9 protein-coding genes and 2 pseudogenes are annotated in these 14564 nt (G+C 31.7%); all 11 read right to left on the minus strand.

The genetic code is table 11. The annotated features are described in order from the left end of the window. A partial coding sequence (locus tag BHV72_RS11410; protein ID WP_286856013.1) for a phage integrase SAM-like domain-containing protein occupies window positions 1-264 on the minus strand: 264 nt, incomplete at its 3' end. 396 nt (window positions 265-660) lie between these two features. Next, window positions 661-3000 carry a DUF262 domain-containing protein gene (locus BHV72_RS11415; RefSeq protein WP_286856015.1) on the minus strand — a complete coding sequence of 780 codons (2340 nt, stop codon included), beginning with the start codon at window positions 2998-3000 and terminating at the stop codon, window positions 661-663. Further along, the gene (locus BHV72_RS11420) at window positions 2997-4247 is read right to left on the minus strand and encodes a putative phage abortive infection protein (RefSeq protein ID WP_286856017.1); all 1251 of its coding nucleotides are present in this window, start codon (window positions 4245-4247) and stop codon (window positions 2997-2999) included. The genes BHV72_RS11415 and BHV72_RS11420 overlap by 4 nt, the downstream gene beginning before the upstream one ends. Before the next feature lie 152 nt (window positions 4248-4399). Continuing rightward, a pseudogene (locus BHV72_RS11425) lies at window positions 4400-4558 on the minus strand (DUF5712 family protein); the annotation flags it as partial. A 4-nt stretch (window positions 4559-4562) separates the two neighbouring features. Beyond that, window positions 4563-5139 (minus strand): annotated as a pseudogene (locus BHV72_RS11430) (BfmA/BtgA family mobilization protein). Window positions 5140-5815: 676 nt separating this feature from the next. Continuing rightward, entirely contained in the window at window positions 5816-7801 is a 1986-nt protein-coding gene (locus tag BHV72_RS11435) for a tetratricopeptide repeat protein (RefSeq protein WP_117988190.1), read from the minus strand. 6 nt (window positions 7802-7807) lie between these two features. After that, window positions 7808-8749, minus strand: a complete 942-nt coding sequence (locus BHV72_RS11440; RefSeq protein WP_117988191.1) for a Wadjet anti-phage system protein JetD domain-containing protein — start codon at window positions 8747-8749, stop codon at window positions 7808-7810. Further along, window positions 8746-11910, minus strand: coding sequence for a hypothetical protein (locus BHV72_RS11445; protein WP_286856019.1), 3165 nt, complete (start codon window positions 11908-11910; stop codon window positions 8746-8748). The genes BHV72_RS11440 and BHV72_RS11445 overlap by 4 nt, the downstream gene beginning before the upstream one ends. Window positions 11911-11915: 5 nt before the next feature. After that, window positions 11916-12581 (minus strand): chromosome partition protein MukE, encoded by a 666-nt coding sequence (locus BHV72_RS11450; protein WP_117988194.1) that lies wholly within the window; start codon window positions 12579-12581, stop codon window positions 11916-11918. Further along, on the minus strand, window positions 12536-13927 hold the full coding sequence (locus tag BHV72_RS11455; protein ID WP_286856021.1) for a hypothetical protein: 1392 nt from the start codon (window positions 13925-13927) through the stop codon (window positions 12536-12538). Before BHV72_RS11455 ends, BHV72_RS11450 begins: the two co-directional genes overlap by 46 nt. Window positions 13928-13962: 35 nt before the next feature. Next, complete coding sequence (locus tag BHV72_RS11460; RefSeq protein WP_147347712.1) at window positions 13963-14343, minus strand: hypothetical protein; 381 nt, start codon at window positions 14341-14343, stop codon at window positions 13963-13965. Between the last annotated feature and the right edge of the window lie 221 nt (window positions 14344-14564).

The raw sequence follows: 14564 nt of genomic DNA on the forward strand, positions 1-14564 counted from the left end.
CTTTTCAGCCTGTCGGCAAATAGCCCGCAGTGACCGAAAGTAACACGCCGAAGTATTCGGTGAACATCCCGAAGCCAACAAATAGTGTTCAAAACTCAGAAAGAATCCTGCTGTCAACTCTTTAAAAGTTAGCAACTCAATATTAGCAAACTCTTCTAAGCTATGCAATATACTTCTGCAAGTATGCTCTGCCGAAAACTTAAACAATTCCCCCAGCCCCTCCGCATGAGCCACAATACCTTCCTTTAATGTCTTCATTCTCATCACACTGTTCTTTTAATTAATGATTATTTCCTCCCCAACCCCACTCTCCATCATTTGTTTTAGAGTGAAAAAGAGGTAAACATCAAAAGTAAGAACAGGAAAGTTGGCTGCTTGTCATGAAACATGCATAAATACCCGTATATAGTGTATATAAACAAAAAAAGTAGTTACCTACATTAGATAACTACTTAATTCCTTTATAATTCGTCTGGGATCCTTTTTTTGGGGGTATTACGTTGATATTTAAAGTCTTATGCTCTTTTGTTTCAAGTATATCCCATTAATTATCTTACTAATTTGCTACGTGCTTTTGCGGTAGTTTGCTCATGGAGAATACTGGGAACAAAGATAATATAAAGAATTTAATCATTTCATTTTGATAATTCTACTTGTGTATTATTGAGTTGAAAACTTTTTATATTTTTCTCCAAGAGATTTCAATTTAGATAAAAACTGTTCAACATATTCCGCATCTACAGTTTTATCATCTATATTTTTTAATAGAGAAAACATATTTCTTAAATCAGTTATAATATCTGTTTTATGTGATATTGCTGATTGTATTGAAAGATCATAAAGCATAATCCATAATATGTAAAACTCTTGATAAGAACGACTAAATCGTTGTAGGTTTTTTATATTTAGAATAGCATTAAAGCTTTCTTTTGTTGCATTATCTTCTAATAGCACATCCTTTATTAATTTTATTATACTCTCTGTTTTGTTTATACTTTTTAGAAAAAGTTCTTTTTCTGTTGGCTTAAATTCAAAGCTTTCTAATAAATCTGTTAAACTGTATTTATTTTTAAGCCTGCAAGTGAATTTCTCCATACGTGGATAAAAGCCAAGAATTCTTGTAATATCTCCAGTTTTAATATTGTTATAACACAAATATGAAAGAATTGTTATTAGTTCTTCATTTTGCATTCTATCTTTTCTCGCATCTTCTGAATCATCAGGAGCTTTTATATAAAACCATGAAACATATTTAGCGGTAATCTCTCTGATCAATTGTATTACATCTTTGTCAACTATTGAATTCCACATCTCAAAAGTATTAGGCTTTATAGGATATGGCTTACTATTGAGTCTAATAAATAAATCAGTGGCTTCAAAATCTTCATTTAAATCTTGACTTATCTCTATCTCGTCTAAATCAAAATCCAATATGGTATCTTCGACTTCAGATAAAATATCAGAATACCTTTTTCCATTATATTGTCTCAATATTCGTAATTCTTTTAGTTTGAAATTATGGTTAATAGAGTGTACATTTATTCCTTCTTCATTTATATATGATCTCCCTAAGAAGCCTATTATTGATAAAAGCCTTTGTTGACCATCAATGACCTCTCTTATTCCATCTTTTCTCACATATATAAATAATGGAGGAAGTTTTATTCCTAATAGAATACTTTCAATGATGGAAGATGCTTTTTTTATACTAATTTTTTCTTGTCTTTGATAAGAAGGTCTTATTAAATAGTAATTAGAGGCTAGATCTGCCATTACTTGATCTATAGGTTTAGAAGCTGGTGAAGGTTTATTGATTCTTAAGCTAGCAAGCCTATCCATTGTTAATTCAGCATCTTTCTCTGTCTGTTTAAGTGAATTGATTTTATTTTTAAAATCAGAAGACCTTAAATACATTTTAAAATCAAAGCCTGATAACTTATTTAATAAGTTAGCTGTGTCTGTAAAGCGAGCAACAATATTACCATAATAATGGTCACTGTCTGTTTGATATATATGAAGGTTCTTTTGGTAGTGTTCATTAAGTGTGTGTGCGTGTTTGCTAATTTCAAATGGAATATTTTCATTGTTGAGAATCCGGATACCCCATAAAAGACATTCATAGGCATTTCCACTGTTTATTTTAATATAAGCCGTTATATCATGAATCTGTTTTAACATTTTTTTTATATCATCTTCTATACACTGTTCGTTTTCTCTGGCATTTCCGATATAATTATCATATAGTAAATCTAGGAAAAAATTTTTACCACTGTCGGCGTATCTGGTAATTGGCAATGAGCTAAGAATTAGTGACTTTCTTAAAAAAGTAACCATGTCAACTATAAGTTCACTTTTAATTTTATCACTGTTATAAAAAAAACATTTGTTTATTTTATTGTATAAATTGTCATTTTCTTTTAATTCATGTTTGAAATAATCAGAGAACGTATCTGAATCATATTTGGCGTTATCCACTTCTGATTGATTTAGAGGAGTTATTCCTGAATTGTATCGTCTAAATATTTCCTTTTTTATTTTGTCCTCAATTACAGGATCTAATGCTGGCATACCAACAACTTCAAATTCAAAAATGCGAATTTTAGTGTTTAAAAATAGCTGTTGTATATCAGGATTAAGTTTGCTAAAAGTCTTTTTTGCAAGAGCTTGTAACTCAGGTAATCCAGATAAGTGCAAGGCGAAATCATCTTCTTTGAATCTTTTTAAAGTTTCAAACCTTTGTCTGCCATCAATAACCTCTACTCTCATTCCAGACTTATAGAAAACGAGTGGGGGAATTTCAGTTCCTAACACTACACTCTCAATGAAAAAGGATTGTTTGTCCTTTTCCCAAACATAGTTTCGTTGATAGTATGGATCATACTTAATGCGCTTTAAATATCTATCACTCAATAAAGTTGCAACAGATACAGTTCTTGCATCTTTTTTTAAATTATTCTTAAAGGTTTCAATGAAAGCCTCTTGGTTATTATTGTTTATCATAATTCTATATCTTTATTTAATTTCTCAATTAATTGTTCATTAAGTACATACTCAAACAACATAGTTCCATCAACTTCTGCTTGAGACCTATAAGCAAATTCTTTATCTATTGTTTTAAATTGAGTTATGTACAGTTTGTCACATAAATAATCATATATAATTTGCTCAAAATGCTCTGGAATTCTTGATTTATCAAAACATGCTATTTTTATGGATACCTTTTCTATATAAGAAATTGAAATAATACAACTTAAGCTATGATGTTTCTCTTCTATTTCTTGAAAATCAAATGAATCACAAAATTGATTAATTGTTTTTTCTAGTAAGATTGAAAAACCTTCGAGAAAAGCAGTCAAAGCATAATTATTTTCAGTAGTTATATTGTATTTTTTTCTAAATTCAATTTTGGATAGAGGGTGTATGTGTTTGAGAATATTATATTTATATATTAAGATGGTTGATTTATTTGCATAAACAGAATGGTAATTGTAGTACATTATTAATAATTCATAATCTGTCAATTGAGATCTTATTATTTTGGCATAAAACATCTTTTCTTGATTATTTAGGCATAAACTGCTGTCTATGATTTTTAATAACCGATATATTGTTTTAAAGTAATGAGATAACCTCCCCTTGTTATGCAAGAATAGGTCAATGTATTTTTTCTCTACTATTTTATGACAATTTAAGGGAGGCTCATTAATTAGTTCTATATCAATAGATTCACATAGCTTGAAAAAAATTGTTTTGAAAAAGTCCTTTTCCTCGTCATTAGTATTTAGTTCATTCTTTATTGCAATGTAAACGTTTAAAAAGGAGTAGAAGCTAGATTCAAATTGTTGAATTTTCATTGTATGTTCTTGTTCCTTCATCGTTTTATACTGCTGTTCATAGACAACTCTAGTCAAAGCTAATTCTTCTTTTTGCTTTTCAAATTCTTCAATTTGTTTGGCGAGAGCTTCATTTTGAAGATTCATTGATTTCTGATTTATAGCAATATCTTTTCGTTGTTCTTTCAATGCAACATAATACAATATTGCAGCAACAAAAGCAAGTAAAGTACCAACCACCCCTCCGACAAAATCTCCAAACTGTGCAATTTTAGCCTCGTCTAATATTGGACTAAACTGCCAACTTCCATGAATAATAAAAACGTAAATAGAAACAAGTAAGCAAATTAGTGAAGTTATAGCTATAACACCACTCAATTTCTCGGAAAATATTTTATCAAAGCGATTAGTCATTTTGTCTATTCTGAATTTGGTTCAATACAAAAGTAGAAAAAAAAACAGAAAATCCCTAAAAATAAATATTTTATATACTATTTGATAAGTAAAAAAATCTAAATACAAGTGCATTTCTATATTATAGGTGAGGATGAACATCTACAATTTACTTTGTAGATATTATCATTAGTCTGGTTGAAAAAGCTATCAGTATGGATACCTTGTAGTATCCGTTCCATATCTTCATGCTCTAAATAATTAGCTAGTTGTCAAATACTTCCAGAATTATTATATATTCCGTTTGATAGTGAAGCAAAGTCAAGGTGCATAGTTCTATGTGTTTATCAGATTGCTGATTTCGGTTTTCAGGTTCTCTTTCCTTTTGCTACCCATCACACCACAAGCGGATAGTTCCGAATATTGTTGTATTAGGTGGAGTAACTTTTTATAGTCCCTTTGCTGTATCTGGTAAAGTGCATTTATCTTTTTGGACTGGCTGTTTATCACATCGGTATAATTGCCGAACTGCTCACTTAACTTTTTAAGTACGGCTGTTTATTTCTCTTGACTGGCTTCCAGTTGAGAGATAATAAGAGTTTCCAAAGCTTTTCCGATAGTATCGAAGCGCAAAGCGATAATAATTGTTGCCCGTATCATGGGATTCTTCTTCATAGTGATGGATGAAGCGGATAATATCATCCTGTCTCTTACTTATTTTCGCCAGTTCCGATTTTATGGATTCAGGTGCTTCGGATAGGTTGATATGCGCCTCATCTATATGCCCGAACGTCAATTTTACAACTTCGCTCTTTTTCAGTGAATAGCGTTTGCATATCTTTTCTACCAAAGCTGCCGTTTCCTTATCTATGGAAATAGTGGTGAATATTGTTTTCCGACTGTTATTTGTCATAGTAATTACTTTTTTATAGAAATATGAATAGATAAATACCTGATAATAACAAAGTCCGGGCTTGAGAAAGTCTGGGCTTTGCGCATAAAAAAAGGTTGTGCCAGCGTTTTGACACAACCTCTGTCTCTTTTTTGTCGCCATTTGGCTTTGTTCTTATGTGATCCGCCTGGGATTCTTCTTGTTGAGTTACCACGCTGATATTTAAAACTTTATATTTCTTGCTTCAAGCATATCCCATGAATTATCCCACTAAATTTCTACGTACTTTTGCGGTAGTTTTCCTCATGGAGAATACTAAGTACAAAGATAAATTATTTCTTTTGAACTCACAAAAATAAAAACGATTTTATATAATGTCAATAGAAAGTGAATGCTATACGTTTTGCTATTGATAATCATCATTTTTTAACTGGAAAATCTATACGCTTAAGCACGAAATTATTTCTCGTTATTTTGTTCATGATTTAATACGATTGTTATTGCAGAGGTAAGAATGAATATTGAATTAATCCATTATTTGACTGAAAATATGAAACAATTAGCGCTTTTATTTCTATTATACAGCAATAGTAGTACAGTTTGGAAACAAAATATTGAGATAGATTAGGAGTATTTTTGTCGACAATACATAAGAAGATGCACCTCTTTACAAAATCAAACAGAGCCAAACGAAAAATCAATCCTCTCTCAATAGTTTGAGTTGTTTATTTATAGTTAGTAATACAGATTCACCAAATTCCTCGTACCAAGACTGAGGTAAATTTTCTGCTTCGTCTGGTTTGGGTAATCCCAATGCACCTGTTATCATTCCTAATTGAGCCCCAAATTCACGTACAATAACTATGGGGAATCCCAAATAAATGTGAGACATAATAGAAATAGCTTCTTCCTGTGTATAGTCTGTATTTGGAGATATCAATGCTTTAACTGCATTCGTTGAGGCTTTTAAGGCTTCTAATATTTTTTGTGCGATTATTTTTGAATTTTTATTTTTAAAATATTCAAAGATAGCACTACTAAAGCTGGTTGCGAATATAAGATCGAGCATTTCCCAAAACTCAGTGGAAATTATAAGTTGTTCGGAAATCAAATGATCGAGGTATCTGTGAATGGGATAATCCTTTCTAAAATCTTGATATTTATCATAATGAAGCAAGAAAATAAGATGCTCCTTAATCTTTATTCTACATTCTCTAAATACATCTAAGGTTACATCCTTCAGGATAGGGGTATGTTTTTTCACTAAGTTTAAAATCTCCTGCTCATCATCTAAATCCTTTATTGTCATTAAGGCATATAGACTTTTAGCATCGTTTTCCAGTTCCAGTCGGAATTCAAAAAAGCGAATAGCTTCTTCTTTTAATTCTTTGTCATCTCCCCAATGCTCAATAAGTAAATTTGATTTAAAATTTAGATAATATATATCTTCTGGATAAATGTCCAAGCCTTTATTTATCCATATCAATGATTCCTTTATTTTATTCAGTTTCTCATAGGCATACGCAATCCCCCAATACCCATAAGCAAAACTATGAATCATTTCCTCTTCACAATTCAGAGCCTTTAACATTAATTTCAAGCCTTCCCTATGCAGGTTATAGATGCGTGATAGAGTAACTCCTTTACTGAAAAGAGCTTGTGGTAATTTAGGGTTTATTGCCAATGCTTTGTTATAACATTCGATTTCTTTCTCATGTTCATGGATATCCCAATAAACCTGGCCGAGATTCTTCCATGCAGTTGCATGATTTGGATTTATTTTCAAACATTCCTGATAATACTTTATTGCTTCCTCATGTTGCCCCAATCGACTTAATGTGTTTGCATAGTTATAATAATAATGCTCTTGATTTGATCTGTCTCCTATAAATTGTTTGAAAATATTTCTGGCTTCGATGATTTTTCCCTTTATTCCATTTTGAGTTCCATCTTCAGCTAAAATACATGCTTTAGTAAGGTATAGATTCCGTTTACCGGAAAGTTCAATTGCCTTATTAATATTAAAAAGAGCCTCTTTATAGTTGAAAGTTTCATATTGGCTTTGCGATAATCCTTCCAGAACAGTTACATTCTTAGGATTATCACGAAGCAGATTCTTAAAATAGAAAATAGCATTCTCATATTCCTTTGAATAATAATATCTCCATGCGAGTAATTCAGAATTAGAAATTTCGCTGTATTCAAGCGATTTAATGCCATCAACTAGAGTCTTAATGCTAAAAATACGCTGAACATACTTAGTTATTCTTGTCCAATCAAGTTCACTCAACTTATTAGTCTTGGGAATCTGTATTGTGAATGTCTTCTGTTGAACAGTTAAGTCAATATCCAAATCATTATTCCAGCACCAATAAGCCTCCTTTTCTTCTTGAACATAAGCGATTAACAATACGGGAACTAACATAGTATTAAATAAGGACAACGTTGAATGCTTCAATGTAATTGTTGCAAAATCAGAATGATGATCCCGTATCATGCTTTTTAACTGGACAGAAAAACTCAATCCAGTAACTTCGTTATTTATGACAATATTAATGTTGTAGTCAATCCCATAATCATGATCTGGTTTATCAATAACCCACTCATTTGGAATATGATTATTGACAAATTTATTAGACTCTGTTTCAAGAATATGATTATTATGTCGTATCGGCTTTCCCATCGTATGCTACAGTTTAACTTTAGTTTTAATCAATTCTGCGATATCGTTTGATTCCTCTACAATCCATGAATTACTAGAAATTAACAGCTCAATTAGTTGTCTTTCTTGAGAATCAAACAAGTCTTTATTCAAATTTGATAACTCATGTGGTATATGCGAGTTTTTCCAATGGCTATCATGTTCTGACTTAATGATGCTTACTGGTGTTGCATTAGGGAATAGCAATTCAATTTGAGGAATCTTTTTCTTAACCAAATCAAAAATCCTAAGACCATCGTAATCCCAGTCACACAAGTAATAAATAGATAAGTTACGAGTATCTACGTTTTCTAACATTCCGATGTTATAACCTCCTGCAAACCACAATTCCACATTATACTGTTTTACCCTATCGGGAACCCGTAAGAAATAAAGATTTTCACACAATAAAATTGCCTTCGCAGATTTACACGGGACTACATATAAATATTGTTTATCCTTTCCTGACGGTAATTCAGGGACTTGCAATATTTTTTCAATAGCATCCACAAGGGACTCTTTTTCATCGAGGTATTTTTCATTTTTAAAGAACATGAATGATACTCCTCTTACTGTTTCATTAGCTTTTAAGATTTGCTCTCGCAATGATTTCAAAGAACCTGAATCCATTTGAGCTTTGATCTCAATTAATTGTTCGATGTCCGTGTGTTCAAACCTCGTTTGTGGTTTTTCTAATCCATTATCTTTCAAGAATGAACTATATAAGGCAAATTTTTCTCGATATAGTTTATCATATGTTTGCCTGAAAGTTGAATTCTCTGGAATGATTACTTCTTTCCTTAAAACACACAATTCTTTTGTGGAATTTATTAAGTGATCTACATTCGGATCATCGACAAATGATGGTTTTCTTTTAATTTTTCCACACTCATATAGAGCTTGCATATCTTTTAATACATTCCACTTCATCTTTCCAACGCTTTCAAATAATTCTCCAAATCAATTCGATTCTCCCTTGTTTTATAGTAACTTGCGGGAACAGGATAATTAATATTATTGTCTTTATTCCCTTTTATTAAATGATGCAAATACCAGCCGTCCTCTGAATCAGAATTATACGGTTTTGGGGTCATTGTGAGGATTTGGTAGTCAAATTCACGAGCGATCTTGGGAAAAACATTAAAATTAGTATCATCCAGATTAGCTAATTCTTCTAAAATGATAAATCTCAGACCATTTCGCCTTTTTTCCTGTACTTTTGAAAGACGAGCTATACCCAGCAAAACAATGGCAGAGTACGTTTCTCCGGTGCTTCCGGGTATTTCGTTTTTTTCTTCATCCGTAAGTTTAACTGTTAAGTCGAAGTATGTCTTCGGATTAAGCAGGTCTTTAAATTCAATCGCTTTCCGGATACCTGTTATTTTTTTAAACAATTCCTCTATAAACTCCTGAACACAATGCCCGAACTCAAGTTCCCCTGGTTTATTTACCCAACGGGCAGATTTCTGTAATTCGTCAATCCAGCCGATATTGATATCATCATATTCTTTAAAATTGAGGTTTAGATAATAAGTATCACTAATTTTTTTACCAATGAAAAATGTATTGAGATTTTTGACGATAGTGTCATAATCTTGATATCGACGTAATGTTTTGGAAAAGACCTTAATCATATTTTCCCGAATGTTTTCAACGATACTAAGACGTTGCTCGTTAGCCTCACGTAAATAATCACTGACATTATCCAAATATCTTATTTTTCCTCCCAGTAAAACTTCTTCGAGTATTCTAAATTGATAGAGTGTATTATTTACCTGAATATTGATTTGTGGATTTTTTCCTTCTCGTGTTTCTCTAAAAAGGCTTACTATGGATTTGTATTCGGTTATATAATTTTCCTGTGCTATATTGAATTCTGTTTCCAATTCATCAAGGCTTTTGGTCTCAATAATATCATTTGACGCACTAAAGTCTTTATCCGGATGTTGTTGAACAAATTGTCCTTTTTTAAAATTGTATGAATTAAGAAGTTTTGCTATTTCTTCTTGTTTTTCTTTTAGTTCTTTTTGAAGATGCGGGAGTTCACCATTTAAATGAGATAATTCATTAGATTCCTTGTTTTTCTTATCTTGTAACCGATTTTTGCGTATAGAGACTAATTTCTTTTTTGCTTCATACTGTTTTACCAATCCGAATAAATTTTGTGTGTTTACTGGAATTGTAATTTGGGATAAGATTGTGTCTATGTCTGATTTTAACTGAGCACTTTCAGATAATAAATGAGATATTTTTACTTCCATATTGCATATCATCCAGACAACCTGCTTAAGATTCTCTATCCCTGAATATTCTATCAGCCGTATGTCGAAATCATAATCTTTAATGATTCTCTTATCATACGGGTGTAATTTTTTTATTTTGTTTAATTCTTCTTTCTCCTGTTTTAGTTTTGTAACCTGAATGTTCAACTCATCTATTTTATTTGATAGTATATTTTCAAAATCTGAACCAGATTCAAAAATTCGTTCGTCTTTTGACAGCTCAATAAATTCCCTTAATTCGCCTAATTTTAACCAAATCCCCTTATTTTGTTTATCGAATTCAAAATTATTTTCATCAAGAATATTTGTTGAAAGAGCATACCTTAAACCTTTAATGGCTTTTTCAGGTTTTTCGAGGGATATATCAATAAGAGATAGTAGTACTGATTCCTGATGCAAGGAAAGAATCTTCTTCTCACGGATGACCTGACCGAACAAGCTATTGGAACCTCTATCAACGAGCAGGTTGATTATCCGATCTAATTGTTTTAGTTTATTTTCTGTTTCGAGAGCTAAGGATGAGAGTCTCTCTTCCTGCTCATGGTGTTTCCTGATAATATCACTTAACTGTCCATATTGTACAAACAAGGGAATGGCTGCGTTGACCTTCTCTATTATTTCTTTTGTCGTTTTTAGTTTAAAGTCTATGGGAGAAGAGTTATTTACTGTTTCTTCTGAAAAATTACTGTAGTGAATCTCGCTTAGTTGGGTGATTTCACTATCAAAACGCTTCCAACTATTATACTTTGACTCGTATTGCAGCAAAAAAGTATAATTGGACTCAATTTCCTCATAATAACTTTCGACAGCAGGAGTTAGCCGTTTAAATTTCTTTTCTCTATCTTCTAAATATTTTCTTCTATCTACTTTGTAACTTAAATTTTTACTTAGTTCTTGTTCTTGGTTTTGGCTCTCTGAATATTGCTTATCTAGTTCCACAATTTCTTTCAAGTTGAAATTAAACTTGGACTCGTTCATCTGTTTTTCAAATCCATTAAGTTGTTTAAGCACTTTTTGTTTATACTCAATATCATCTATATGGGAATTTAGATCTTTAAAGTCAGTCAGTAGTTTATCCAGTTGTTGTTTGTGCTTTAGATATTCTTCTAAATATTCTTTATCATCATCTTCAAACAGGAACTCTTTCAGACTGTTCGCCTTATCAAGCCCTAAATCTCTCACTCTGGAAAAAGATTGTATTACTTTGGCAAATGCTTTTAGTTGCTCTGGAATGGTTAGATTTATAGGTAAGATTTCTTTTTCAAACAGAAAAGAGTGGTATCTCTCAATATCTTCATTGAAGGGAAAGTAGGTCAGAAATAACTGATGCTTTTCTTTTAAACGCTTTGACAATTCGTCTAATGGCAGGATTTTATGTTGTTCATTCAAAAAATCTCTATATGTGAGAATTTTACTACTTCCATATACAAGGTCTGTAAGTAGTAAGTTCAAATTAGGTTTTGAAAGAATCAAAAAAGGACGAATTCTCTTGCCTGACCGTGATTGTATATTTACTCCTAATGTGATAAACTGCTCTTCCTTTATTTTGATATTCAGAAATGCATAGCCTTCGTTGTTTTTATACGGAAGTTTCCGGATTTCCCTCTTTTCTTTCGTGAAACCATCTGTGCCAAATTTGATATATTTTTCGTAACAGATAAATATTATCTGGATTAAATCTGCAATGATTGATTTCCCAACACCATTTCCTCCTGTAAAATCAGTCCGTAAAGGATGAAGAAGATAATCTTGGTTGAAGTGCTTCAAAATACCGACTGTAGATATTGAATATATTTTTGGTTCGTTCATGATTTTCAAAAGAGTTTAATTTTTGAGACAAATTGAGGGAACTCTTCAATCTCATACTTGTATAATTCAGCAAAGCGGTGGATACTTTCTTTCAATTGGAAATGTATCTCTTCTTTACCTTTTGAAAGTTTTTTAATCCATCCTAATTGGGTAAAGCTATTTATTGTTCTACGGAATAACTCCTGTACCTTTTCCCATTCTTTATCGGTATAGAAATCTCTTACCTCTTCGAAAAATAACTTTTTATATAAGTCCTTAAGTTCGCTTTGCTCTATTTCTTCTTTAATATCCTCCCAGAACAATTCTTTGGGATATTTAAAATACATATCGTAATACATCTTAAGCAAAATAATTCCTATAATTACCTGCTGTTCGCTAAGTTCTCGATATCTATTGCTCAACCTCCCTTTACTGTCTACTGGGAAATCAAGGTAAAAATAGGTACTGTTGTCAAACGTAGCTTTTTCTAAAATGAGTTCGTACAATTCTTTGTAATATTGTTTCAATTCAGGTTCGTAATACTCTCTTAGCAGTTGGTAACTATAATAGTCATCAGCCGTGATATGCTTGCCCTGAAGTAAATCTAAATTCAGGTCTGCAAAGTACCTTTGAACAGAAGGATTACTTAAGAATGCATATGGACTTTTTTGCGTTGTATTTTCATGTTCCATGTCAGAATATCATTTCTATTGGGGTTTGCTATTATTTTATCAATAGTAACATCAAAATCTTTATTATTGGCATATTGCTGAAAAAGCGAAAAGCCAACTTGAAGTGGAATTTCAATGTTTTGCTCATTATCCAGAATTTCATAAAATACAGATGAATAGTCTAGCTGCTTTTCTTTTTCAATCCTAGAATTACAAGTGTCTATCCATAAAGCTATTTTCTCTTGTATTTGCAACTCTTTCTCAATCTTAGATCTTTCTGCCTGTTCATAATCCGTGTTACTTTCGGGAACAATACCTATTCTTTCCGGTTCTACATTGAACTCATACCTGGGCACGAAAAAGAATTGCATTTTCTGAAATGGGAGGCTCTTGATCGGAAATCTTTGGTGTAACACAATACCGTCCTTCCTGTCATAACTACTAGTTTGAAGCACAATCTGAAGTAACTTTTTCAGATTGATTTTGAAAAGCGATTGATATTGAAAATTTTCCTCCAATTCTTTTAACTTTGAACTGGCAAAAACTATCTGATCGTTGATTCTTGATAGCTTTTTATTAATATTATCGAAGAAAACAGCAACCTCACCTTTTATCTGATTAGCTGTTTTCCATTTATGCTCTAATTCTTGATAGCTTTTTTCTTCTTCTATAGTCTGATAGTGCTTTGTCTCCTCAATTTTTATATAAAAATAATCGGCAGCTTTTTTCAGGTTTTTCAGAGTTTCATCTTTGAGAAAAAGGGCTTCCCTTATTTGCTCTGCTTTAAGTCCGAAATTTTTAAACTCATTTACGAACAACCGCACCATTTCAATAGCCTGCAATTCATCAGAGTATAGAATCTTGTTCAGCTTCTTGATAGAGCTTTCAACTTCATCTTGCAAACTTTCGATATGGTCAAGAATAACTCTCTTCGAAGTATCGTGAAAACCTTGTTTAAACCAACGATTTAATTCTTCAAAATCTTCAATTTCCTCAAATTCGATAGCAAAATATTTTTCAAAATTCTTTTTTAAAGGAAAATTTCTGTAAGGGCTATCTATTTTAGTTTCTAAAAGTTGAATAAACCTTTCAGCATAATCAGAAAGATAGTATTTTGAAACAGTTTCAGGAGGTTTCTTAATAAAGTAATGAAGTAAATCCTTTAATATTTTCTCTATTTGAGGTGTAGCTCCATTTGTCAATGCAGTTACTTCATTGACTATATTTTTTATGTCGTTATAAGAGAATTCTTCTTGAATTTCACCGGATTTAATTTTCTGCCATAACCGAATGATAATATATCCCTCAATCCTGTTAGGAATAAGGAAGTCATAGTCAGAAAATAATTCATTGAAATCAAGACTCATTACATTATTCGATTATATTTCCAATCCAGTATTTATTACAGAAACATTTCTTCATCTCTGTTCTTCTCATCTTTAATACGCTTGTTTATATATTCCAAATGAAGATTCGCCCACTGTGAAACATTTCCAATTGGATGACTCTGGTTCTGGACGAATATTTCTTTTTGAGATTCTAATAAAGGCACTATAGAACCTACCCAAGAAAAAGTTCCCATATTAGTATCGAGGTTATTTAAAACGTCTTGAATATCCCCAAATTCATTAATGAGCCTGAATGCTATCGGTTGCCAAGTAGCATTTTCTTCGAAAATTGGAACCTGCTCTGCTAATCTTGTAGGGGCCAAAGGGTTGTTATTTTTGCACCAGTCAAATATCTTCATAACCTCATCGTGATTTTCGAAATCAATTGCATCCATATTCATTTCTTTTATATGTTTTCAAAGATACTAATTAATTCATAAATAGAGGAAAGATCACTTGCAAATTTTGAAGATAAGTTATTGTAACAACACAATGTCCCACTTTTACGGCGTCGTTCAACTGCCAAAAATAATTCTTAGACAATCCTTCCGCCCTTCAAAACGGATAGGGAAGCTATGAGCGGGAAATAAACGAAGTTGTACGGAAATACTTTTAG

Origin of the sequence: Bacteroides sp. 43_46 (assembly GCF_001915455.1) — a bacterium.
GTDB lineage: Bacteria > Bacteroidota > Bacteroidia > Bacteroidales > Bacteroidaceae > Bacteroides > Bacteroides caccae.

What these genes read in the sequence shown, in the direction of transcription:
- BHV72_RS11415 (WP_286856015.1), bottom strand. Translation starts at nt 3,000, where the DNA reads ATGATAAACAATAATAACCAAGAGGCTTTCATTGAAACCTTTAAGAAT.
- BHV72_RS11420 (WP_286856017.1), bottom strand. Translation starts at nt 4,247, where the DNA reads ATGACTAATCGCTTTGATAAAATATTTTCCGAGAAATTGAGTGGTGTT.
- BHV72_RS11435 (WP_117988190.1), bottom strand. Translation starts at nt 7,801, where the DNA reads ATGGGAAAGCCGATACGACATAATAATCATATTCTTGAAACAGAGTCT.
- BHV72_RS11440 (WP_117988191.1), bottom strand. Translation starts at nt 8,749, where the DNA reads ATGAAGTGGAATGTATTAAAAGATATGCAAGCTCTATATGAGTGTGGA.
- BHV72_RS11445 (WP_286856019.1), bottom strand. Translation starts at nt 11,910, where the DNA reads ATGAACGAACCAAAAATATATTCAATATCTACAGTCGGTATTTTGAAG.
- BHV72_RS11450 (WP_117988194.1), bottom strand. Translation starts at nt 12,581, where the DNA reads ATGGAACATGAAAATACAACGCAAAAAAGTCCATATGCATTCTTAAGT.
- BHV72_RS11455 (WP_286856021.1), bottom strand. Translation starts at nt 13,927, where the DNA reads ATGAGTCTTGATTTCAATGAATTATTTTCTGACTATGACTTCCTTATT.
- BHV72_RS11460 (WP_147347712.1), bottom strand. Translation starts at nt 14,343, where the DNA reads ATGGATGCAATTGATTTCGAAAATCACGATGAGGTTATGAAGATATTT.